22 protein-coding genes are annotated in these 23,573 nt (G+C 38.6%); 10 read left to right on the top strand and 12 right to left on the bottom strand.

The genetic code is table 11. From position 1 onward, the window contains the following. Nucleotides 1-29: 29 nt before the first annotated feature. The 4 genes from JG734_RS02380 to nadA are packed head-to-tail and all read right to left on the bottom strand — an operon-like array spanning nucleotide 30 to nucleotide 4,147. On the bottom strand, nucleotides 30-1,388 hold the full coding sequence (locus tag JG734_RS02380; RefSeq protein ID WP_201333436.1) for a M23 family metallopeptidase: 1,359 nt from the start codon (nucleotides 1,386-1,388) through the stop codon (nucleotides 30-32). After that, nucleotides 1,372-2,319, bottom strand: a complete 948-nt coding sequence (locus tag JG734_RS02375) for a bifunctional oligoribonuclease/PAP phosphatase NrnA (RefSeq protein ID WP_201333435.1) — start codon at nucleotides 2,317-2,319, stop codon at nucleotides 1,372-1,374. The genes JG734_RS02380 and JG734_RS02375 overlap by 17 nt, the downstream gene beginning before the upstream one ends. Continuing rightward, the gene (gene nadC, locus JG734_RS02370; protein ID WP_236587009.1) at nucleotides 2,316-3,137 is read right to left on the bottom strand and encodes a carboxylating nicotinate-nucleotide diphosphorylase; all 822 of its coding nucleotides are present in this window, start codon (nucleotides 3,135-3,137) and stop codon (nucleotides 2,316-2,318) included. Before nadC ends, JG734_RS02375 begins: the two co-directional genes overlap by 4 nt. Beyond that, nucleotides 3,137-4,147 carry a quinolinate synthase NadA gene (nadA, locus tag JG734_RS02365; RefSeq protein WP_236587008.1) on the bottom strand — a complete coding sequence of 337 codons (1,011 nt, stop codon included), beginning with the start codon at nucleotides 4,145-4,147 and terminating at the stop codon, nucleotides 3,137-3,139. Before nadA ends, nadC begins: the two co-directional genes overlap by 1 nt. A 70-nt stretch (nucleotides 4,148-4,217) precedes the next feature. On the opposite strand from nadA, the gene plsY reads away from it, so the two are divergent. The 6 genes from plsY to JG734_RS02335 all read left to right on the top strand — a co-directional run bounded on the left by plsY (nucleotide 4,218) and on the right by JG734_RS02335 (nucleotide 9,006). Then, a complete protein-coding gene (plsY, locus tag JG734_RS02360; protein WP_201333433.1) occupies nucleotides 4,218-4,847 on the top strand; it encodes a glycerol-3-phosphate 1-O-acyltransferase PlsY in 630 nt (209 codons plus the stop codon). Beyond that, entirely contained in the window at nucleotides 4,844-5,179 is a 336-nt protein-coding gene (locus JG734_RS02355; RefSeq protein ID WP_201333432.1) for a dihydroneopterin aldolase, read from the top strand. The genes plsY and JG734_RS02355 overlap by 4 nt, the downstream gene beginning before the upstream one ends. 94 nt (nucleotides 5,180-5,273) lie before the next feature. Beyond that, entirely contained in the window at nucleotides 5,274-5,945 is a 672-nt protein-coding gene (hsrA, locus tag JG734_RS02350; protein ID WP_201333431.1) for a homeostatic response regulator transcription factor HsrA, read from the top strand. Further along, complete coding sequence (locus tag JG734_RS02345; RefSeq protein ID WP_201333430.1) at nucleotides 5,924-7,225, top strand: HAMP domain-containing sensor histidine kinase; 1,302 nt, start codon at nucleotides 5,924-5,926, stop codon at nucleotides 7,223-7,225. The genes hsrA and JG734_RS02345 overlap by 22 nt, the downstream gene beginning before the upstream one ends. Before the next feature lie 63 nt (nucleotides 7,226-7,288). Next, nucleotides 7,289-7,543 carry a YfhL family 4Fe-4S dicluster ferredoxin gene (locus JG734_RS02340; protein ID WP_201333429.1) on the top strand — a complete coding sequence of 85 codons (255 nt, stop codon included), beginning with the start codon at nucleotides 7,289-7,291 and terminating at the stop codon, nucleotides 7,541-7,543. Next, nucleotides 7,543-9,006: a Ppx/GppA phosphatase family protein gene (locus JG734_RS02335; protein WP_201333428.1), complete on the top strand. Its 1,464-nt coding sequence runs from the start codon at nucleotides 7,543-7,545 to the stop codon at nucleotides 9,004-9,006. The genes JG734_RS02340 and JG734_RS02335 overlap by 1 nt, the downstream gene beginning before the upstream one ends. Here the strand turns inward: JG734_RS02335 and bamA are convergent. Beyond that, entirely contained in the window at nucleotides 9,003-11,219 is a 2,217-nt protein-coding gene (gene bamA / locus JG734_RS02330) for an outer membrane protein assembly factor BamA (RefSeq protein WP_201333427.1), read from the bottom strand. The genes JG734_RS02335 and bamA overlap by 4 nt on opposite strands. A gap of 103 nt (nucleotides 11,220-11,322) precedes the next feature. Between bamA and JG734_RS02325 the strand changes: the two genes are divergently transcribed. After that, nucleotides 11,323-12,150, top strand: a complete 828-nt coding sequence (locus JG734_RS02325; RefSeq protein WP_201333426.1) for a prephenate dehydrogenase — start codon at nucleotides 11,323-11,325, stop codon at nucleotides 12,148-12,150. Here the strand turns inward: JG734_RS02325 and JG734_RS02320 are convergent. The 7 genes from JG734_RS02320 to JG734_RS02290 all read right to left on the bottom strand — a co-directional run bounded on the left by JG734_RS02320 (nucleotide 12,133) and on the right by JG734_RS02290 (nucleotide 22,053). Continuing rightward, nucleotides 12,133-13,566, bottom strand: a complete 1,434-nt coding sequence (locus tag JG734_RS02320) for a BatD family protein (RefSeq protein ID WP_201333425.1) — start codon at nucleotides 13,564-13,566, stop codon at nucleotides 12,133-12,135. The two genes, JG734_RS02325 and JG734_RS02320, sit on opposite strands and share 18 nt — an antisense overlap. Further along, nucleotides 13,550-15,196 (bottom strand): VWA domain-containing protein, encoded by a 1,647-nt coding sequence (locus tag JG734_RS02315; protein ID WP_201333424.1) that lies wholly within the window; start codon nucleotides 15,194-15,196, stop codon nucleotides 13,550-13,552. Before JG734_RS02315 ends, JG734_RS02320 begins: the two co-directional genes overlap by 17 nt. Further along, complete coding sequence (locus tag JG734_RS02310) at nucleotides 15,196-16,116, bottom strand: VWA domain-containing protein (RefSeq protein ID WP_201333423.1); 921 nt, start codon at nucleotides 16,114-16,116, stop codon at nucleotides 15,196-15,198. The genes JG734_RS02315 and JG734_RS02310 overlap by 1 nt, the downstream gene beginning before the upstream one ends. After that, nucleotides 16,106-16,486, bottom strand: coding sequence for a hypothetical protein (locus JG734_RS02305; protein WP_201333422.1), 381 nt, complete (start codon nucleotides 16,484-16,486; stop codon nucleotides 16,106-16,108). Before JG734_RS02305 ends, JG734_RS02310 begins: the two co-directional genes overlap by 11 nt. After that, a complete protein-coding gene (locus tag JG734_RS02300; RefSeq protein ID WP_201333421.1) occupies nucleotides 16,486-17,319 on the bottom strand; it encodes a DUF58 domain-containing protein in 834 nt (277 codons plus the stop codon). The genes JG734_RS02305 and JG734_RS02300 overlap by 1 nt, the downstream gene beginning before the upstream one ends. Next, nucleotides 17,316-18,263: a MoxR family ATPase gene (locus JG734_RS02295; protein WP_201333420.1), complete on the bottom strand. Its 948-nt coding sequence runs from the start codon at nucleotides 18,261-18,263 to the stop codon at nucleotides 17,316-17,318. The genes JG734_RS02300 and JG734_RS02295 overlap by 4 nt, the downstream gene beginning before the upstream one ends. A 64-nt stretch (nucleotides 18,264-18,327) precedes the next feature. Then, nucleotides 18,328-22,053, bottom strand: coding sequence for an N-6 DNA methylase (locus JG734_RS02290; RefSeq protein ID WP_201333419.1), 3,726 nt, complete (start codon nucleotides 22,051-22,053; stop codon nucleotides 18,328-18,330). 345 nt (nucleotides 22,054-22,398) lie between these two features. Here JG734_RS02290 and JG734_RS09430 point away from each other — a divergent pair, with 345 nt between their 5' ends. The 3 genes from JG734_RS09430 to JG734_RS02280 all read left to right on the top strand — a co-directional run bounded on the left by JG734_RS09430 (nucleotide 22,399) and on the right by JG734_RS02280 (nucleotide 23,535). Further along, on the top strand, nucleotides 22,399-22,695 hold the full coding sequence (locus JG734_RS09430) for a hypothetical protein (RefSeq protein ID WP_236587007.1): 297 nt from the start codon (nucleotides 22,399-22,401) through the stop codon (nucleotides 22,693-22,695). Next, the gene (locus JG734_RS09530) at nucleotides 22,643-22,759 is read left to right on the top strand and encodes a hypothetical protein (RefSeq protein ID WP_370583629.1); all 117 of its coding nucleotides are present in this window, start codon (nucleotides 22,643-22,645) and stop codon (nucleotides 22,757-22,759) included. The genes JG734_RS09430 and JG734_RS09530 overlap by 53 nt, the downstream gene beginning before the upstream one ends. A gap of 206 nt (nucleotides 22,760-22,965) precedes the next feature. Next, the gene (locus JG734_RS02280; RefSeq protein ID WP_201333418.1) at nucleotides 22,966-23,535 is read left to right on the top strand and encodes a chloride channel protein; all 570 of its coding nucleotides are present in this window, start codon (nucleotides 22,966-22,968) and stop codon (nucleotides 23,533-23,535) included. The last annotated feature ends 38 nt before the right edge of the window (nucleotides 23,536-23,573 follow it).

Here is a 23,573-nt window from a genome sequence, read left to right as displayed (position 1 = left end):
CACATTCCTTTGCTTAATTGTAGCACATTTTACTCTTGGTCTATAATCTTTTTTGCCTCTTTGATCACATCTGTGATATTGGCTTTGATCCAGCGAGCATCCATCCACTCTTCAGGGCGTACCTCAACTCCTTGTACCAAAATACCAAAATGGAGGTGGTCACCAAGGGCTAGACCTGTATTGCCTGTTTTTGCGATAGTCTCACCTCTTGCTACACTTTCGCCTTTTTTGACTAAAACAGTCGAACAATGTCCATAGAGAGTATAAAGACCTAGACCATGTGATATTATAGGCATATTTCCATAAATTCCGTTATAGTCTGCAAACACCACATCGCCTCTGTTGCTTGCTTTAATAGGAGCGCGACGTACACTTGCAAGGTCAAGTCCTAGATGATAGGATTCGCTTACTAATTTACCATTATAGTAATAGTAGCGATGAGTCCCGAAGCTTGCAACAGGAGCGGCATTTTTGAGTGGATAAAATGGCCTAAGAGTAAAGCCATTGATTCTCTCTTTTGGAACCGCTGCTGTGAGAGTATGGATCAGTTTTTCATTCATCTGGCGCACTGTTTCATTGACATATTTAAACTTCTCTATCGGCGACATATTCCGTGTTTTTGGAAAGTCTACTGCTAAGTCTTCTACTTTTCCTTCCAAAAAACTCTTTTTAAGATTAATCTTGCTCGTTTTATATCTGCGATTTTTGAGATAGAGAGGCACATGTGAGCGAGCTTTGTTGCCAGCTTTGTCAAAAGCGATGATATCGGCTCGAAAACTCTCTTGCATAACTGGCCAGGCAATGAGAGCTATGTAGTATCCATCTTTATAGAAAGGCTCTGCATAAAACTTTTTGCCAAAATTTGTTGCGATATAGACTTGATCGAGATTTGGATCTTTGCAATAAAAAACTACTAAAGCACTTCCGCCTTTAGTAATAGAGTAGGAGTTGTCTACGAGTGAGAGATTTGGTTTTTTGGTATCGATGACTATTTGGATAGTTTTCTTTGCTCTATTTCCACTAAATTTCCATAAGCTCTTATCTACTGCACTTATCTCGATTGAAGCACTCCTACTTTGCGGCTCAAATGTTGAAGGAGGCTTGAGCTGCAGCATCACCTTTTTTTGTGGATTGCTGAGCATCTGCTTCTCAAGAGTCACACTCTGGCTGCCACTGTGTAAAACTGCTTGATACTCTTTGATACCGCTATTATCTGTGATAGTAATTGTAAGAGGTTTTTTCAAATTCCAGTAGATTTTCCCAGGTGCAGCAATCTTGGGGCTCTCTCTTTCAAAACTTTGTGATGTATAAAGAGCGTATACTCCTGCACCAATAGCTAATAAAATTATTACAAAAAGATATATCCCCTTTTTACTCTTTCTTCGCAAGCAACTCTCCTTTGATCTTTTCTAAAAGCATGGCTTTTACTGTATCAAACTCATGTAAATGAGAAGTAAATCCGGCAGCTCTCTTGTGTCCACCTCCTCCAAAAGCAGCAGCTATGAGGCTCACATCCACATAGTTTTTGGATCGTAGCGACACTTTAATACGCCCATCCTCTTCTTCGCGCAAAAGCATTGCAACCTCAACAGTGGCCAGGCTCCTTGCCATAGTAAGCGCATCGTCTGCCATCTCTTTGGTTGCTCCAGTTTGTGCTAGCATCTGCTGGGTTAGATAGATAATTGCCACCTGTGCATTAAGAACGAGTTCAAGGGTATTAAGCACTAAAGGTATAAGTCTTAATTTCGCAAGAGGCTCACGCATAGTCAGCATATTTGCCACATACTCAGGACTAGCTCCTGCCTCGACCAACTCTTTGGCAAATGCAAAAACCTCAGCATCTACACTGTCATATTTGAAAAATCCTGTATCATCTACAAGTGCTGTATAGAAGCAAAGTGCTGTGTTGTTATCTATTGATGCACCCTGTGAGCGCAAAAAGTTGTATGCAACCTGAGAAGTGGCAGCTGCATGAGGGTCTATAATATTAAAATCTCCATACATAGTATTGCTTTTGTGATGATCGATATTGATAAGCAGTGCATCTTTTGATGAAAGACCCAATCTATCAAAACTCCCACAATCAAAACTGATCCAAAGATCATATCCCTTTGGTTCATAACACTTTACTTTTTTGATTCCAGGAAGAAAGTCAAGGTTATAGGGAAGTTGTGAGAGATTGAAAACATCACACTTTTTATCTTTTTTGAGATAATGCCAAAATCCAAGTGCACTGCCAAGAGTATCAGCATCTGGGTTAAGATGGGTTAGGAGAGCTATCTTTTTTGCTTGCTTTATTACTTCCCAAGCCTGCTTCATGCAATTTCCATCTTCATCGAAAGATCCGGCCATGTAGCTTGGTGGACAATGCTTCCACTACTCACTGCATCGACACCAATTGCAGCATATTTGGCAATTGTCTCATTTGTAATATTCCCACTCGCTTCCAAAAGTACATGCGAAAACTTCTCATTGCGTAGCTTCACTACTTCTTGAATAGTCTGCATATCCATATTGTCACACATCACAATATCGGCCCCGGCTTCCATGGCTTTTTGCGCCATCTCTAAAGTTTCGCACTCAATTTCGATCTTTGCAGTAAATGGAATCTTTTTACGCGCTTCTTGGATGAAAGCTTTGAGATCTTCAATTGTCGCTAGGTGGGTGTCTTTGAGCATCAAACAGTCATCTAGCCCCATTCTATGATTGACCACTCCTCCAACGCGTGCTGCATACTTCTCAAATACACGCAAGAGTGGACGCGTCTTTCTCGTATCCAAAACCTTGATGCGATCACCTGCGGCTTTGACAAACTCTCTTGCGTTTGTCGCAATAGAAGAGGCGTGCAAGATAGTATTGAGCAGGGCTCTTTCAGCCTGCAGCATTGCAACTGCATCACCATAGATGCGAGCAATCTCTTCACCTACACTAAACTCCTCTCCATCACTCTTTTGCCACACAATATCAAGCTTTTGCACTGCGGCAATTGCATCAGCATAGACAACTCCAGCCAATACTCCATGGGATTTGGCTACTATTTTTGCAGCGGCTTGCATCGGCTTGGCAACAAGAGCAAAGAGATCTCCTCTCCCTAAATCTTCTGCCAATACCTCTTTGGCAAAAGCGAGTGCATCCACTATTTCGCCTCCACATATTCAAACATTCTATCAAGAGCGATTTTTGCCCACTTGACTGTATCCCTATCTACATGGATTTCATTGATAGGATTTCCCTTTTGTATTTCTTGTAGAGTATTGTACACATCTTCCAATGTTGTCTCATTCATTGTTGGGCACTCTGGCTTTGTAGAAGAGAGGACATATGTATTTTTATCGCGAAGCCTATGCACAAGATTGTATTCCGTACCTACAGCTACTTTTTGCTCTGGATCAAGTGATTGTACGTATTTTATGATTTGGCTCGTTGATCCTACAAAATCGGCTGCTTCACAAACACTTGGATCACACTCTGGATGTACAGCAATCTTGATACCTGGATAGCGCTTACGGAAAAACTCCACATCTTTGAGAGTAAAGAGCTGATGAACTGAACAAAAACCGTTGTAGCAGATAATATCAGCCTCTTTGATTTTCTTAGGTTCATCTATTCCAATCACTACACTTTTGAGCCCCATCATACGTGCTACATTTTGCCCCAGGCATCTATCTGGCACAAAGAGTATTTTTTTGCCACTTTGCATCGCCTTTTCGATAATTTTAACCGCACTGCTACTTGTACAGACTGCTCCACCCATTTTGCCAACCTTAGCTTTGACATCAGCGCCGCTATTTATATATGTTATAGGCAAAATATCCTCTCTTGGGATCCCAGCATCTTCCATAGCTTTGACTGAAGCATCAAAGTAACTACTATCAATCATGCGTGCCATAGCGCAGCATGCAATTTTAGGCATAGCCACACGCTTATGGGGTGCAAGTACTTTCACACTCTGTCCCATAAACCCTACACCACAAAAGAGTATCCATTCACTCTCACTCTCTTTGGCTTTTTTGGCAAGCTCTAAGCTATCTCCAGTGAGATCTGCTATATCAAATACCTCATCTTTTTGGTAATAGTGTGCAACTATAGTGACATTGAGTTGCTCTTTGAGCTCTTTAATTTTTTGCTGTAACTGCTCTATATTCAACATCTCTCCTTCTCAGCCAATGATTATGTTATTTTAGCTAAAATATAGCACAACTTTTTCAAGGATGATAATGGATTTTTTCACAAACCCAAACGTACTCTTTTATATTTTTGCCTATCTTGTTGGTGGTATCCCCTTCGGCTATATCCTTGCAAAGATTTTTGCTAAAGTCAATATCAAAGAGTACGGCTCAAAAAGTATAGGTGCTACAAATGTTTTACGTGTAGTGAAAGAAAAAGATCCGAAACTCGCCAAAAGACTTGCAATCGTGACAGTTGTATTTGATGCGCTCAAAGGTGCGATACTCGTGCTCATCGCCAAATTTGCTGGATTTCCGCCAGCTGTATGGTGGATGGTAGGTATTATGACAGTTTTGGGACACTGCTATAGTATTTTCTTGCGCTTTGAAGGAGGCAAAGGGGTAGCTACCGGTATGGGAGTGCTTTTGGTACTGCTACCTATTGAAACATTGATAGGCTTTGTTGTGTGGTTTATAGTTGGAAAAACTACCAAGATCTCCTCGTTAGCATCTTTGAGTGGGCTTATGGCAGTAATTATCGCTAGCTTTATCATCCATCCTGAACTCCCCTATGTCAAGTCTCACGCTCCACTGTTGCTACTGGCTTTTATAATTTTTTATAAACATCTACCAAATATCTACCGCCTCATCCGTGGAGAGGAGAAGAGCGTAGCTCTATGAGATGTACTCTAAGGCTTCAAGAGCTCACTTTTTACGCAATTATTGGAATTTTGCCTCACGAGAGAGAAGTACCTCAAAAGGTGGTCATCGATATTGAAATAGAGTATGAATACAATCAAAATAGTTTCATCGACTATGCAAATGTTGCAAAAATTGTCCAAGATCATATAAAAATGCAAAAATTTGAGCTTGTTGAGGAAGCTCTTACTTCAACTGCCACACTTTTACATAAAAAATTTCCACAAATATTATCCCTTTCGCTCACATTTGTAAAACCGCAAATACTCCCTAATGTACGCCCTTCCATCACATGTAACCTTAACTTTTCATAAATATTTGTTTAAAAAAATCTAAAAATTTGTTTAAATGAAGCTAAAATTGTGCTATAATTTTGGCGATTCTTAAATTTAAATAAAGGGCAGTCATATGAGAGTTCTCATAGTCGAAGATGAAGTCACTCTTAGCAGTACGCTTGCTGAAGGACTCAAAGAACACGGTTACCAAAGCGATATAGCTGAAAATTTCAACGACGCGCAATACTATCTGGGAATTAGAAATTACGATCTTATTTTACTTGACTGGATGCTTCCTGACAACAGTGGCCTCGAACTCATCCCGCAAGCAAAAGATCGTAGTCCAAAAACTGTCATAATTGTTCTTAGTGCTCGTGATGATAAAGAGAGTGAGATTAAAGCACTCAATGCAGGAGCAGATGACTATATTAAAAAACCTTTCGATTTTGATGTTCTCATAGCACGTATTGGCGCACGCTTTAGAGTAGGTACAAGCAGTGTGATCGAAATTGATGATCTTGTTATCAATCCAGAAGAGGAAAAAATCACATACAAAGGCAAAGAGATAGAACTCAAAGGTAAACCTTTTGAAGTACTCACACATCTAGCACGCCACAAAGATCAAATCGTTTCAAAAGAGCAACTTCTTGATGCCATTTGGGAAGAGCCTGAGCTTGTGACTCCAAACGTTATCGAAGTTGCAATCAACCAAATCAGACAAAAACTCGATAAGCCTCTCGGTATCCAAACTATTGAGACAGTACGCCGTAAAGGCTATAGATTTTGCTACTCTTCCAAAGCCTAAAATCTAAACTCCTTGTACGACTCACGATAGCTTCGGCTATCTTGATCGTACTCTTTTCTACACTCCTCTATGGACTTATCAAACAATCACTCTATGAAGAGATACAAAATCAGCTCCTAAAACAAGCTGCATTCATAGCAACCACCGCTACCAATCACCATGTTGGTGAAAGGATCGATAGCTTTTATTTGCAAAAAACCCTCAATATAAGTGTGCAAGTTATCAAAAAACCCCTCTTCATTCAAGAGGCTACGTTTACAGAGTATGCAAAAGATAAGCACCACTACCTTGTTCTCTTTTATCCCTACGATTTCAAAGAGCAGACCTATCTTGAGGTCAAAAAGGATATCACTCCTATCTATAAAATTTTGAGCAAACTCTATAAAACCATCATTATCACAAACATTATCGCTTTTGGATTTATCATTATCTATGCAGTTTTTATCTCCTCATATATTACGAAATATATAAGCAAAATCACCAAAAAGCTCTCATCCATGAATGAGAATATGCTTAAACCCATTAAAGTTAAAGATCTTCCTGAAGAGTTCCAGCCTCTTGGAAAATCGCTCAATATGCTCATAAACCGTATCCAGACATTTGTCAAATACCAAAAAGAGCTTTTCATCGGTATTGCACATGAGCTCAAAACTCCCCTCGCGGTTATGAAACTCAAAAATGAAGTAACACTTATTAAAAAGCGCTCTCCTGAGGAATACATAGAAACGATCAAGCTCAATATCAAAACGATTAATGAGATGAACAAGATGATAGAAAATATTCTCAAAATTGGTCGCCAAGAGGGAGATCAGTTTGAGCCACCCGTGAAGATTGACCTCATTGAGTATCTCAAAGAAAAGAGTAAAAACTATAAGCTTCTTGCGAGACATGAAAACAAAGATATCATTACCGATTTTCATCCATCTCACTACATTACTGTTATCCAGCCCACACTTCTTAATCATATCATCCAAAACTTTGTGCAAAATGCTATCAAATTTACCCCACCACAAGGCAAAATCTTACTGCGCAGCTACCCCATAACCAACGGGATCAAGATAGAGGTTTTGGATGAGGGTCCAGGTATCAATGAAAAGAGCGACCTCTTTGCTCCATTTAAACGTGAAGGAAAACAAGGAGGCGTAGGACTTGGACTATTCTTAGCCAAAAGTGCAGCAGATGCAATGGGAGTGACGATTTCAATAAAAAATCGCAAAGATAAAAAGGGTGCTATTGCGACTCTGTTTATCCCTAATCAACTTGTCTGCCCTCTTTGCTAGTTAAAGTTTTTTTAAGCTTTATTGAGATATAAATCTTGCTAAAACAAATTTGAGGGGGATTCGATGTCTTTGATGATAACTGAAGATTGTATCGCTTGTGACGCTTGTAGAGAAGAGTGTCCAACACAAGCAATTGAAGAGGGGGATCCTATCTATATCATCGATCCAGATAGATGCACTGAATGTATCGGATTTTACGATGAGCCTGCTTGTATCGCAGTATGTCCAGTTGACTGCATAGTGCCAGATCCTGACAATGTAGAGACAATTGCAGAGCTTAAATTCAAATATGAACAAATAGCCAACGAAGAAGATTAATGGCAAAACGCACAGCCATAATCGACATCGGTTCTAACTCAGCAAGAATGATAATTTTAGAAAGAACCAGTCGATATGGTTTCTACCTGCTCAATGAGACTAAAAGTCGCGTGCGCATAAGCGAAGGGGCATATGAAAATGGAGGCAATCTCCAAAGTCATGCAATGGAGCGCGCCTTCAATGCCTTACGAGAGTTTTTACATATTGCCCACCACTATAATACAAGAAAAATCCTCTGCGTAGCTACCTCAGCTGTAAGAGATGCTCCTAATAAACATGAATTCTTGCACCGTATCAAAAAAGAGCTTGGCCTTAATATCAAAGTGATTGATGGCAAAACTGAAGCACTCCTTGGCGCAATTGCCGCATCCAATCTCTTGCCTATAGAAGATGGCGTGACTATCGATATAGGCGGAGGTTCAACTGAACTAGCCCTCATCCAAAAACGAAGAGTAATAGATACTGTATCTTTGGATTTGGGGACAGTAAGACTCAAAGAGCTCTTTTTTGATAACGATGCACCAATTAAACAGGCACTAGCTTTCATCCACAATGAACTTGCAAAAATTCCTCCACATTTTACATCCAAGACTGCCGTAGGGATTGGTGGAACTATTCGCGCCCTCTCCAAAGCTATCATGGCAAAGAACAAATATCCTCTTGACAAAGTGCATGGCTTTGCGTTCAGTATAAGTGATGAGAAGAAATTTATCGATAAGCTCATTAGCGCACCAGTCTTAAAGCTCAAAAAGTTTCATATCAAGAAAGACCGCTACGATACAATCAAAGAGGGCACTCTCATCTTTCGAGAAGTTCTCAAAACAGTAGGTGCTAAAGATGTCATAACAAGTGGTGCTGGGGTACGCGAGGGAGTCTTTTTGAAAGATCTGTTGCGCAACAGTAACTACCTCTTTCCTCACAATTTTGAGCCAAGCGTCAAGTCACTTCTTGATAGGTTTTGCATCGATGAAAAGACGCAAAAGTGCCACTATCGCCTCAGCAAAAAGCTCTATGAAGCATTATATTCAATCTTTGATGAGAGAAAAGAGTATGAAAAGGTACTCTTAATAGCTGCAAAACTTCTCAATATCGGGATCAAAGTCGAGTTTTATGAGCACCATAAACACAGCAGCTACATTGTTCTCAATGACCTACAATACAATCTTACGCACAAAGAGATCGTCACAATCGCAGCCCTTGTGCGCTTTCATAAAAGAAAGCTTCCCAATGAGGGATTTGTGAAAACGTTTAGAGAGTTACTGCCTCACGAAAACATCCTCAATTGGTTAAGCTTTATCCTCTCTCTCGCTGAGACCCTTAACAAAGATCTCACATGTCCTAATATTGCAGTGAGCTTTGCAGATAAAAAGCTCCACATTCATACCACTGAGCCTCTTTATCTTGCCAAAGAGGAGATCAAAAATCTCCAAAAACCTGCTGCATTTGCGATTCTTTTTGATTAGAATCGCTGCCCTACACTAAACTCAAAGCTAGAAGTCCTATCGCCTTTTTCATCATTGATAGGCCTTGCAAAGACGAGTTGCAATGGCCCCATTGGTGATATCCACTCTAGTGCTATACCTGTGCCCATACGTGTGATTTCTGTGAATTTATCCTCTCCTATTCCACCGTAATCAAGGAAAAATGTCAGACGCATATTAGAATTTTTTATAAAAGGAATGCTTGCTTCTAATGAAGAGGAGAACATCTTCTTTCCACCAACGAGACGGTCTTGAGAGTCTTTTGGTGAGAGTGAGGCTGTTTGGTAGCCCCGCAATGTTGACATACCCCCCAGATAGAATTTTTCAAAAACAGGCAGATATCCCTTATCATAGACATACCCTACTCTAGCTTTGATGCGCAAAATCAGATCATAATCGATAAGATCTTCAAAACCATAGTAGTATGCGCCTTTAAGGTAAGTTTTGACAAACTTCTCATCACCACCAATTCCTGCATATTCCAAGGAGGCTGAAGCTGCAAGCCCATGGCGAGGAACATAGTAATCATCAGTATTATCAAACCTTACAGCAGGAATAAAGGAGCTTTTTGTATACGTTCCCTCTGGAAAGTAGAAGTTATCATAATTTCCTGTCACATCTGTAAGCTCGTTGCGTTCATATGCATATGTACCAGAAACATAGAAATGGCGTGTGAGTTTTTTGCCAAGCGTTACAGATCCACCTTTGCGCTCTTCCGTATAATCGTAATATTCAAATTTGGTGCTATAGAGATTCACACCCAAGCTATAGTCACTATCAAAGAGGTGCGGGTTTGTTACTCCCACATTGAAGCGAAGGGATTTACCCGATAAGTCTACCTGGAAATTCCCATCTATTCCGCTACCAAAAATATTTTTATCAGTAATTGCAGCATTGATCAAAAATCCCTCATAGGAGCTGTAGCCCCCACCCACCATGATGCTTCCTGTTGGCATCTCTTTGACATTGACCAAAAGGTCAATCTGATCTTGAGAAACTCTTCGCTCTTCAATTTTTACATCAGAGAAAAAACCTGTACGTCTTAGCGCATTTTTGGACTCTTTGAGGTCTGTATAGCTATATACATCTCCAGGGGCTAGGTAAATTTCACGGCGAATAACACGATCAAGCGTTCTTTGATTGCCAGAGATTATCACATCATGGATATAGACTTTTTGACCAGGGTTGACAATATAGCGAATCGATACAGTGTGGGTTTTTGGATCTTTTTTGAAATCTGGGACAATACGCACATACGCATATCCCATATCCTGGAACTTGATGCGAAGCTTCTCCATGTCTTTGCGCATCTTTTCAATATTGAATATCTCGCCTGGCTCAAGTCGCATATCCTCAAGGAGATTTTGTTTTTGCGCCACAGGCTTAAGAAGCTCTACATCAACTTTTGCTACTTTATACTGCTCTCCCTCTTTTACGTGATAGAGGAGTTTTGCTTTGTAGATATCAAAATCTACGCGCAAAAATGGATCTGTCACTTCTGCATCAAGATACCCTTTAGTCATGTAGAGGTTTTTGATACGTGCAGCATCGTAGGGGAGTTGATCGAGCTTGAGTTTGCCATCATTAAAGCCCCACATCCAGCCTAGATAGGGATTGCGCTCTCTGTTTGCGATCACGTCTTCAATATCATCTTTGTCAAATGCTTTTGTCCCGCAAAGGGTCAAATCATCAATGATAACCTTCTCACCTTTATTGACCAAAAATGTAAGCTTCACGCTCCCATTGCTGAGTTTCTCCTCATCAACCTCTACAACTGTATCGAAATATCCCTCTTTTGTAGCATAGGCAATAATGCGTGCTTTTGCTTTTTGGATAGCTGCTTCATCAAAGAGATCACCCTTTTTGATACCAAGAATATCACTAAGCTCCTCTTGTTTATTCTCTAAATATCCCACCACCTCAATCTGTGATATAAGAGGCTTTTCCACAAAGTGAAAGACTAACTCTCCATTATGCTCTTCTACCCAGATATCTTTAAAGTAGCCTTGTTGATAAAACTTTTTTAGAGCGTCATCAATTTTTTGCATATCAAGCTCTTGCCCCTCGTGAATACCCAGCATCTCCTTGGCAATTGTAGGAGAGAGGTGCATGAGTCCTTCAAAACGAATCTTTTGAATTGTTTGTGCGTGAAGTCCAAGCGTCAAAGCAGCAAGAAGGAGATATCTCTTTTTCATTAACCAAGCCTTATGCAATAATAATTTGCAATAGTTTACCACTAAATAAATTAATATTCTTTAAAAGCCTTGATTGCTATAATCAAAGGAAAAAAGGGATGCGATGCAAATAGGGATTGTTGGACTAGGCTTGATGGGAGGCTCACTTGCGCTTGATCTTAAAAGACATAATCTAGGTGATATTATTGTAGGATATGATCGCAATGAGATCCATGCTGCAAAAGCTATCGAACTTGGACTTGTCGATAAACTTGTAGATTTTGATGAGCTCAAAAAGAGCGATGTGATCTTTCTTGCAATCCCCGTCGAAGGTATCATCAAAACCCTCCAAGAGCTCAAGGATATTGCACACAAAACAACAGTCATCGATCTTGGAAGCACCAAAGAAAAGATCGTCAAAAGCTGCCCTAGCCAGATTCGCAAAAACTTTATCGCAGCCCATCCTATGACGGGTACAGAATATTCTGGGCCACAAGCTGCCATCGAAGGACTCTACCAAGACAAAATTGTAGTGTTGTGTAATACCGAGGAGAATGACGAGCTACACAAGAAACGAGCTGAGAAGATCTTTGTAACTATTGGTATGCATATTGTCTATATGGATGCCAAGGAGCATGATAGACACGCAGCATACATCAGCCACCTCCCCCATGCGATTAGCTACGCCCTTGCCAATGCAGTGCTAGGACAAGAAGATCCCAAATCTATTCTCATTCTTGCAGCTGGCGGATTTCGAGATATGAGTAGGCTTGCAAAGAGTAGTCCAGCAATGTGGAGCGATATTTTCAAGCAGAACAAAGAGAATCTCCTCACCTCTATTGAGGATTTCAAAAAGGAGCTTCGCCACGCTTCAACGCTTATAGAAGAGGAGCGATGGGAGGAACTCAAAAAGTGGATGGAAAAAGCCCGCAAATTACACGAGATCCTCTAGGAGCTTCTCTACATCCTTGCGTTTGATACTGCTTTTTTTGCCACTCTCTATCTCTTCCCATAGAGCCTGCGCCATAGCTGCCGCACGTTTATCTTTGCTCACATATGGTAAGAGTTTTTTAAGCAATTCTTTTCTATCTCCAAAGAGCTTTTTAGGACCTCTTTTGGATAAGAGCACTCTTGCAAAGAAGCCAAGAACTATTAATAATACTCCTGCTCCCAAACCAATTGCAAAACTTATCCAATCAAATCTCCACCCCTGTTGCACATTTTTCTTTATATTGTGAGAGCTTTCTAGTGATGGAGGCTCTGATGGCTTCGTATGCTCAATTGTACCACCCTCTACTTCGATTTTTATTGGCTTGCTTTGAAGCATTTTGATTTTTTTCTCTTTGAGACTAAAGTAGGGAATATTGATTGCATCAATTATGAAGCTGTGGTTTGCAATGAGGGAGAATGTCTGCTCAAAGTGCGCTTGCAGATGGCCATTTGTATATTTTTCTTTAACAATTGGCTTATTTTTATAGACGGTGACACCAGGAATATCAAGATCTACTCCATCAAAATTCTCGATGTTTCCTTCCCCATCAATAACAATCTTGAGATTGACTGGCTCATTGGCTTTGACTCTATTTTTGTCAACTGTAACTTTCATCGTAAAATCACCCACAAGATCTACATCTTGTGGAAGAGGTTTTACGTGGAGTCTCACCTCATTTGAAAAGACACTCTTCCACACAGGTGCTGTAATCGAAAAACCAAAGGTATCCACTGTATGGTTTGGTACAGCATATTTGAAAATGGCTGGAGAAATTACGAGATCACCGCTCTTTTGTGGAATGAGGAGGAGCTTGAGATGTTTGATGAGATATGCTCCATGCTCTTCAAGATAGTTATGTGAACTTTTAAGCTGTTTAACCCAGAAATTTTCCAATTTTGGCATCACAAAAGAGTAGTCGACGATATTGATATTGCGCTTGATTTTAAGCATAAGATCAGCGATGAGGGGCTCGCCTACATATACATTTTTTTTGTCTACTTGCAATGTAAAGACTACATTTTGATCACTTGAACCTTTTTTAACAATAAGCTCGATGGGCTCAGATTGTACCTCCTCGCCGTCAATTTTTACAGTAATTGGAGGTATTGTCATGTTCTTATTGGGATAGAATGTGAGAATCTCACTCTTTTTCACACTCAAATTTCCATCTATATTAACCACACTCTCCGACTTTGCAGTTGCAGTGACTGGATAGGGACCGATTTTGTCAAGTTGTGGAAGCTCTATCTCATCTCCTGTCGCCTCAATCACAAGCTTTGCAGGCTCTCCAAGATAAATAGGGTTTTGCTGCAAGTAGACTTTGAGCCCTGCGAAAAGCCAAAGACTTAAAAGTATCAAACTACCAAGGATTCTCATTCTTTTCCTCTTTTTTTATGAGATTGTCAGGGATTTTATAAAGTAGAGCACTGTTTTGCTCACGTTTAAGTTGTCTAAGCCACTTTTTCTCTTCTCTGTTTGTAATTGGTTGATTCTTTTGGCCACTTTTTAGTTGTTGCGTTTCTTGCTTTTGCTGCTTTTGTTCCTCTTCCTTTTGCTTTTGCTGTTGATTTTTTTGCTGATTATTTTGATTGTGTTGCTGCTTTTGCTGTTTTTGTTGATTTTGCTTTTGCTTATTACTTTGTTGCTGCTTCTTTTTGAGCATTTTTTTTGCTAATTCGAGATTATATCTTGCATCCTCATCATCCTTGATTGCAAGAGCCTTTTGGTACATCTCGATCGCTTTTTGATAATTTTGGAGCATAAAGTAGCTATTGCCAAGATTGTAGAGTTTTTTGAATTCTAGCTCCTTGTTTTCTGTTTGCACCCTGTTATAATTCTCTATCGCTCTTTTGTATTCTTTGTTTTTGTAAAGAGCATTTGCATAGTCATAATAGCTCTGGGGTGAGCCTTTTTCTTTGGCAATCTGCCCTAATAGCCTTGCAGCCTCTTTGTAATTACCACGCTTATAGGCATCTTTTGCCTCTTTGATCACCTTAAAGTCACTCAAACCCGCATGCAGATGCACATTCAACACAAGAGGCAATACAAAGACCACACCTTTGCCAGGAATATCGAAAAAACTCAGAGCCAAAAAAAGCAGTGCCAAGGCAACAAAGTAAGGATAAAACTCCACTTGATCAACTATTTTCTGGCTCTTTTTTGTCTTTTGCACCTCTTTTAAAAGCTGTAGCAGCTCATCGATATCTTTGTTATCTAGGCGAGCAACTACATACTTCCCACCTGTAGCATGTGCAAGAGCTGCTATAGCATCATTTCGCTTGGTTATTACTATTTTGCCAGCATACTGTACATAACCTCCTGCACCATCTGGAATCGGCGCACCCTTTGCAGTACCAACCCCTAGTACGTATACGCGCAGATGATGCGCTTTTGCATATGCAATCTCTTTGCTAAATTCGCTCTTATCCCCTCCATCAGTTACTAAAAGTACATTCTTTTCTTTATAATCTTTTAGTAACATATTTGCACTTGAAAGTGCAGCCAAAAAGTCAGTCCCCTGCGCTATGAGATTATCGATATTTAATTTATCAAGTAGATAAAGCAGCGCCTCTTTATCAGCTGTTGGAGGCGTAAGGATATAAGCACCATTCCCAAAAGTCTCAACTCCAACAGCAATGTTTTCTAATCGCCCCAGCAGATCCTCTATCTTTTTTTTTGCAAAGTGTATGCGATCTGGATAGATATCCTTTGCCCGCATTGAGCGAGAGATATCCAAGGCGACTACAAGATTACCCTGAAGACTCTCTACCTCTACTACTCCTTTTTGGTATACCGGCCTTGCCATAGCAACAATCATCATAAACAGCGCACTAAAGAGGAGTGAGAGGCGTACTTTCTTCGATAGTCCCTGATCGATACGCAGTTTTGCCAATATTTCATCATTGAAAACCCGCTCTATGAGGCTTTTATTTGTCAGTACCAAATAGAGTAGTATGAGTGAAGGCAACAGCATCAATGGAAAAAATTCAAAATTGACAAAATGCATCAAAAACCTCTTTTGCCATAAATATAGATATAACCAAGAAGTGCCAAAATTGCTACAAAGAGCACGTAAGGATAGAGCTCATCTTTTTTAACAAACTCTTTGCCACGTATCTCGCTCTTTTCAAGTCTATTGATATATTCATACACCTTTTTCAAAACCCTAGCATCTTTTGCAAAGAAGTATCTTCCTCCACTTTGCTGTGCGATCCACTTTAAATAGGGCTCATCGATATCTCTTTTTCTCCCGATTCCAATAGTGTAGATCTTCACATGATATTTCTTTGCCATTCTTGTAATCACATCTGGCGGAATATGACTTGCTGTATCAATCCCATCAGTGAGAAGGATCAAAATCTTCGATTTTGCTTTGGCTTTTGCAAGCATATTTATACTTTGCACCACTGCATCGTTGATAGCTGTCTTTTGTCCAGCTATACCGATATCAAGATAGTCTATAAGTTTTGCTAACACCTCTTTATTATAGGTGAGCGGTGAAGCAATAGTAGCTACCGAGCCAAAAACAACAAGCCCGATATTATCGTTTTTCCTCTGTTGAATAAACTCTTTGACAAGATCTTTGACTACATCAAATTTGCTTAAAAATGGATTTTTGGGATCGAATCCTTGCTCTTTCATCGAGCCGCTCGCATCAAGAGCCAAAACGATAGCATACCCCTTCTTGTGATACTCATGGGTTCTATCTATAGCTACAGGTCCTGCAAGTGCAAGAATAGTCCCAAAAATAGCAACAGCCTTAAGAAATTCCGGCAAAAAACTCTTCTTGTTTGCAGCCTTTTTGACAATAGAAAGATGTGGGAAAATGAGTGCGCTCTCTCTTGCCCTGCATTTTACAAGACAATATACAGCTACGACCAAAAGCCACAGAATCAATGGTCTCTCAAATGCAAAATCACTCATCATGCACTCGCAAAAAGAGATTGATCATCTTCTTCGTCTCGCTATCAAGTTTTGGCACCTCTTTTTTGTATTTATATGGAGTAAGACGTCGCACGAGCTCTTCATACATTTTTGCCCTTGCACTATCATTGACGATGTATCTCCCATAACGCGTGATCGCATAGGCAACCTCTTTAGGGTTATCAAGGTTGAGACTGCGCAGCTTTTGCAAAACCTCTTCACGCTTACTCTTTTTTCTCGATCCTATAGCTTTGATAACAAGATAGACCAAAACAGCTGCAAGAGTTGTGACCACCACAATGAAAAAAATATAGAGAAAAAAACTGTAATCAGGTATCTCCACAAGCCCTTTGATATCACGCAACTTTTCCATTACCGCTGTCCAAAAAGTTTCAAAAGTTTTATAAATGGCTCTTCGTCTGTATAGATTTTTGTAAAGCGAATACCACTCTTTTTGAAGTGTGTATACATCTTGTGATCGAGTTTTTTAATCTCTTTGACATAGTTTTTGATGGTCAACCCTTCAAAATCAACCATCATACTCTTTTTTGTCTCAGGATCAATGAGGTGCATAAAGCCGATAGACTCTGGTTTTTCTTCAAAACGATCACGCACGACAATTGCCACAACCTCATGTTTTTTTGCCAGCACTTTGAGATCAAAAGGCTCCAAAAAATCACTAATAATAAAGATGATAGATTTGCGACGAATCTTGAAAAGTCTCGCACTCAAAGCTGCAAAATTGGCAACTTTTCCAAGAGGCTGAAATCTTACTATCTGCTTAGCCATCTGCCAGACTGCTTGCATATTTTTAGTAGGCCTGATTGAACCATACTCTTTGTCTGCAAAGAGCAGATAGCTAAAATTATCCTGATTTTTAATTGCCGCAAACCCAAGCAGTGATGCCACCTCGGCAGCAACCTCTTGCTTGAAACGCTTTGTACCAAAAAACATACTCCCGTTGAGCATCACTGCTACTACCACATTGAGCTCACGCTCTTCGCGGTAGAGTTTCACAAATGGCTTTTGCAGCTTTGCAGTAATGAGCCAATCGATCTTCTTGACATCATCTCCTGGCTGATACTCCCTGAGCTCTACAAAATCGAACCCTTCACCTTTAAAAAGAGAAGGGTTGTTGCCAGGAATCTCACTAAAGACCTGCCTTTTAGTTTTGATAAGAAGCTTTTTGATACGCTTTTCTGTCATGGAATAGGCACTGCCTCTAAGATCTTATCTATGATGAAATCTGCCTTGATATCCTCTGCTTCTGCTTCATAACTGAGAATTATTCTATGACGCAAAACATCTTTGACAACATAGGCAATCTCTAGGGGTGTGACATACTCCTTACCCCGCATATAGGCTAAGGCTTTGCTCGCTTTAAACATATCGATACTTGCTCTTGGACTCGCACCAAAATCGATATATTTTTTGAGCTCACCAAGCCCATAGTTTTGCGGCTCTCTTGTAGCAAAAACTAAATCAATGATATACTCTTCTACCTCTGGATCAATATGTACTTGCACTACCTCATTCTTGAGTTTTTCAAGATCCTCTTTTGTAGCTACCATCTCAATTTTACCAAATGCATTATTGGCAACACGTCTTGCAATTTCAAGCTCTTCTTCTTTAGTGTTATATCCAACTACAAGCTTCATCATAAAGCGATCGAGCTGCGCTTCAGGCAGATTATAAGCACCCTCTTGCTCTACAGGGTTTTGCGTAGCCATAACCAAAAATGGTCTATCTATCATAAATGTCTCATCCCCAATTGTTACTTGACGCTCTTGCATTACTTCCAGCAGTGCTGACTGTACCTTTGCTGGAGCTCTGTTTATCTCATCAGCTAGCAAGAGATTTGTAAATACCGGACCTCTTTTTATCTTGAACTCGTTCTTTGCTGGATCATAAATCTCAGTTCCTATAATATCACTTGGCAAAAGATCTGGAGTAAACTGCACCCGCTTAAATTGGAGTCCAAGTGTCTTTGCAAGGGCATTGACGGTAGTTGTCTTTGCAAGTCCTGGCACACCCTCAAGCAGGATATGCCCATCACACATGAGGCCTATAAGCAGCCCATCGATCATCCCCTCTTGCCCAACTACAACCTTCTTTACTTCGTTTTTGATGTTTTCTATAATAGTTCGCATACCCGTCCCCAGAAATTTTTTGCAATTGTAGTATAAAAAAGTTAGCGACAGAGATTAATTGCTATCACTGTGCTACACTTTTTTCTATAAGCTCTTTTTCCTCTTGCGTAAGATTATAAAGATCATAAATCATTGCATCGATTTTATCTTCAAGCTCTTTTGTATCCTCTCCCGCTTTTTTCTTTTGGATAATAGCATCTACAATTTCATCAAATTCACTCATGTTTTTTGGCACATAAAGAGGTATCTTCATAAATTGGTTTTTATCTATCTGAAGGAGATCTCCATTATGCTTCAGCCTCTCATGCATATAAAAATAGAAAAGTTTAGAATTGAGCAAAGCAGTGAGAAATTTAAGATCAACTCGGTTTGATTTTATAAAAAAGAGATTGGCTGAGCCATAAAAAGGTTCTTCAGTGTAAGTAAACGATCTTCCTTTCGTTCTCTTCTCCCATACAATTTTAGGACCTTTCATAAAAAATGATTCATCCCTCTCTCTATGCAAGAAAAAATATGGTTTGTGAGGGGTTTTGTATTTTTGCTTCTTTTCCCTTAATAGTTCTTTGTTCTTTTCAAAAAAAGTTTTTATGTTAGGATAGTTATCGATTGTCCCTTGAAAATTTTTGGCACTAAGATAAATAATATATTTTTTACTCGGTGGTGCATAATACTTTTGTGTATTTGTATGAAAATTGCGCAAATATTTTTTCTCATCATCAGTAAATCTATCCAACATATTTGCATCTACGATAAATGCCTCATCAGGCCCTCCTATGATTCCTTGAATTATCTCCTTTTTAGGATTAAAACGAAAATTTGTACGCGCTTCTATTTTTTTAAGAATCTCTTCAACCTTTTGTGAAGAAAATTTCAAATTCTCCCGCTCACTCATAGAGCTTGGTATCTCTTTTTCTCCTTCTATTACACCCTCTTCCTCACTCTTTTGCAAGCCTGCTAATAGTAAGGCGGAAAGTTTTTCTAAAGGCAATTTTTTTGTAAATTTTATAAAGTGAATAGAGTGTTTTGGTACAGTATGTTTTTGGAGTAAAAAGATCATTGTTTGCTGACTAGCTTCATCAAAAATCATATTGGGACCAAAATCTATGAGAGATACTATTTCGGTTTTATCATATATTTTTCTACGCATTTTCGATGCTGCACTACTCTCAAGCCACTGGTTTTTTGCAATAAAACTGATATAGCCATTATCTTTTGTTATATCAATAGCACGACATGTAAAAAGATGCCAAATATCTGTTTTGCCTTGATAGCACTCTGTAAAATGCAAACCATCAAAGGCTTTTTTATTCTCATCTTCTAAAATATATGGTGGATTCCCAAGTATCACATCAAATCCTACAAAATTTCCCTCATCATCCAATATTTCTGGAAACTCAAAACGCCACTCAAATGCATTTTCATAAATTCTGCCAAATCGGATCTCTTCAATCTTTTTATAGGCTTCCTCGATTTTCCTGCACATCTTCTCGCGATCTTGAAGCTTTTTTTCATCCATTTCATCATCAAAAAGCCGCGCATGCTGCCCATAGTTAAACTCCAAAGCATCAAGCTGCATATCGCGACTCAAGCCCTCTAACCCAAACTCCTTGACATACTCATAGAGAAGATTTTTATAGTTTTGCATCACTTTATGCTGCTTTTGTAGTATTAAACCAAACATCGCTTTGATCTCTTCAATGACTTGCTGCATCTGCTCTTTTGTGATATCAAAAGCACCTTCTTTGTATTGGCGAACAAGCTTTTTGTATTCTTCTACTTTATGACGGATATTAGGAATTGTTATCTCTTCATGGAGGCCATACCTGCTTACCAAAGAATTACCAACTTTTATATTAATATCGATATTTGGCATTGTGACAAGATGCCCATTTTCATCATAGTAACTATGCTTTAGTAGCTCGATCCAAAGGCGAAGTCTTGCAATATGTACTGCATTAGGATTGATATCTACACCAAAAAGAGAGTTTTCGATAATTCTCTTTTTCTCTTCAAATATTGCTCGCTGTATGCGAAATCCCTCTTGAGAATTTCGTCGATACTCAAATATCTCCCCCTCATCATCTCTAATTATCAACTCATCATTCTCTACTTCTAGAGTATAGTCTTTGATGCGCTTACCCTCGGTATCATACAAAAGACGCAATTCACTCTTGATAGCTAAAATCGTATTCAAAGCAGAAACCAAAAAGTGACCACTTCCAACAGCCGGGTCACATATAGTAAGAGAATCAATTATCCGATTTGCCTCTTTTTTGTCTTCAACTTTTTCATCGATATCTGCAAGTGTTTTACATTTCCAACCTTTGAGCTGATTAAATTTTTCTACAATAGCTCTCTCGATCGCCTCTCGTGCCATATACATTGTCACAAAGCTTGGTGTATAGTAGCTTCCCTCTTTATATCCGTTAAGTTTTTCAAAAATAAGCCCCAAAACCGCAGCATTGATGAGCGTTTTATTATTATGCGTAACCTCTTCCTTGCCTTCACTAGAAAAGTCGTATGCATCGAGAAACTCGAAAAGATACTGAAGAAAATTGCACTTTCCCTTACGCCTTTTTCCACTCTCATCACGCAAAACTGTTTTAGAGTAATAAGGCAGTTCACAATTATCTTCAAGATTGGAAATATCAATAAATTGCTTCTCGACTGATGATATTTCGAAAAGTGATGAATTGAGATATGGAATATGATCATACTCTTTGTGAACTCTTTGGTCCTGTGCTCTAGCAAGAATATCAAAAAAGAAGATTTTTAAAACATCAAAATCTTTGATAGTTTGAATATTGAGAAACTTGTATCGCTTATTTCCATTATTCCACTTAAGCAGTTGCGCTTCAAGAAGTTTCAAAAACAAAACGCGGTTCATCCAAATTATCATGAGTTGCAATACTGTCTCAAAATCTGGATTATATCCAGCAAATTCAAGGTTTCTGGCAGTATTTTCATATAAAGATGCCATGTGTGGCTTTTTGGCACGGGCTATAATCTTCTTGCCGCCTATATTTTGTTCTTCTAGTCCTAATAAGTAAAGCAACTCATTATAAAATCCTCTATCGAGTCTATTAGCATCATTAGGATTAAACTCTTTTAGAAGTTTCTCTTGAGAAAAAAGCTTACAAAGAGCTACTTTTTGATTTTTATTGAGAGGTTTCTTCAAATCTACATAAGTAGCTTCCAAAATAATATCTTGATTATTTAACTCTTTTTGTAGCAAAGTATAAAACTCTTCTGTTTTATCAACAAGCATTATTGGACTTTTTACATTATCATATATTTTTCGTATCGCCTTGTTTTGCCAAAAATATTTGTCAAACTCTTTAGCATCAAAAATGAACCATGAGAAAAAATCGGTTATAATAATGTGAAAAAGAGTAAAATTTCCTTGATCACGCTCTCGCATATAGTAGAGAATAGCTTCGTGCAAAGCTTTTTTGTTTGAATTAGTTTGTGAAATCATATTCATAGAATGAGGCTTTTTGGCTTCGATAATAACTGCTGGTTTATCCTCTTTCATCAATGCAAGATCAATGCCACTATGTCCTTTTTGAGAATAACTTTGTGCTTTATAACCTAACGATTCAAAAAATGGTTGCAATACAGTAGAAACCATCACAGGCTCTGTCTGTTTCATCTGTAATTGTGTGTGAAGACTATCTATATAACGTTCCAATATTTGATCAAATTGCGATAGCTCATCTTCTGTAATACTCTTCTTTGCATAAAGAGGTGAAAAAGACTTTCTGGGTGTATAAGACTTAATTTGTAGCATAAAAACTCCAATTAAGATTATATGCAATTATATATCATTTGTTGTTCGATTGTTTCGATTAATTATTTAGGAGGTTTTAAATGAGGAAAATCTCTTACCTGACACCAACCTACATAACTTCATTATTGATTTTTTCTATTAGTTAGCGCATCCCAAACCTTTAAAATATTTTTGTTATAGTATAACAATTGTTTGAACAAAAAAGAAAAACTTAGGAGAAACTTGCGATGCTTATAAAATTTCTTACCGCTTCCATACTTACCGGCCTTATTAGTGGTATACTGATTACTCTTTATGGACTACTTAGTCAAATACTTGCATTTCTTTTCTATTTTGGCAATCCATATGAAACCCATTCCTCATCTGCCAATATGGTATCTCTATCTAGTGCCAACACTTACAATTCTCTTTGTCAATAACCTTATATCTAAGGATCCATCTAACAAAGAGTATGGTGTGGAAGAGATTGCAACAGCAGTCGAACAGAACAGATTTACAATGAGTATAAAAAGCATCTTTTTAAAAGTCTTAGCTTCATCATTATCTATAGCTAAGTGGATTTGCAATAGGCGACGAAGGACCATCTGCGATTATAGATGCTATAATAGGGCAAAAACTTCACTCTCTCTTCCAACTTCCTAAAAAACTTATCCGAATTATGCTAAGTGTCGGTGCAAGTAGCGGTATAGCAGCAATTTTTGTCTAACCACTCACAGGGATTGCTTCTGCACTTGAAAATATTGCATATATTTTTGTCAAAAACTATATAGGCTATATGATAGTAGCAAGTGTACTTGCTTTTGCTATTGCAATCAACTTTTAAGAGCCCACAATTTTTGAATACTCGCGGGAAAAACCTCTATATCAAATATATATTTAGAGACATTCTCTTTATTTTTGTAATTCTATTTTTTGTCTATCTCTACTTTATACTCAAATACAAAATTCTACACTATCAATATATTTATCACAAATAGATTTGAAAAACATAGGAACATCATTTTTGCTCTCATAGGTAGTGGGACAATTGGTACACTATTTTTCATAGCTCCATATGCTACCTTTTCAGGCCACGAGCTTGTCAACTATCTTATTAATGACAAAGTGCATATCTCGATAACTCTGTTAATAGTAACTATTTTACACAGAATTATTGCAACTACAATATCTATATATGCAAATGCCATAGGAGTACTCTTTATTACACTCATGAGCATTGGAGCACTTATAGGCTATGGATTTGGTGAAGTGATGGTCTCTTTAGGATTTTTTATTGAGCCATTCTACTATGCAGCAATTGGAGCATCGGTATTCATGGGAACTATTATGGAGTTGCCTCTTACAGCAGTCATTGCAGTATTAGAAATTACGTATGATTACAATGTAATAATCTCTACAGGAATAATTGTTGCTTTGGTAAATTTTATGATTCCACAATCTCTTAGAGGTGAACAGACTTTAATCAGAAAAATGCCACAATAGTAATTTTTTGAGATTAATGAAGAAGAGTTCATAGAAGT

Origin of the sequence: Nitratiruptor sp. YY09-18 (genome assembly GCF_016593235.1) — a bacterium.
Classification (GTDB): domain Bacteria; phylum Campylobacterota; class Campylobacteria; order Campylobacterales; family Nitratiruptoraceae; genus Nitratiruptor.
Note: the sequence above shows the minus strand (reverse complement) of the source record. Positions and strands in the feature narration are given on the sequence as shown.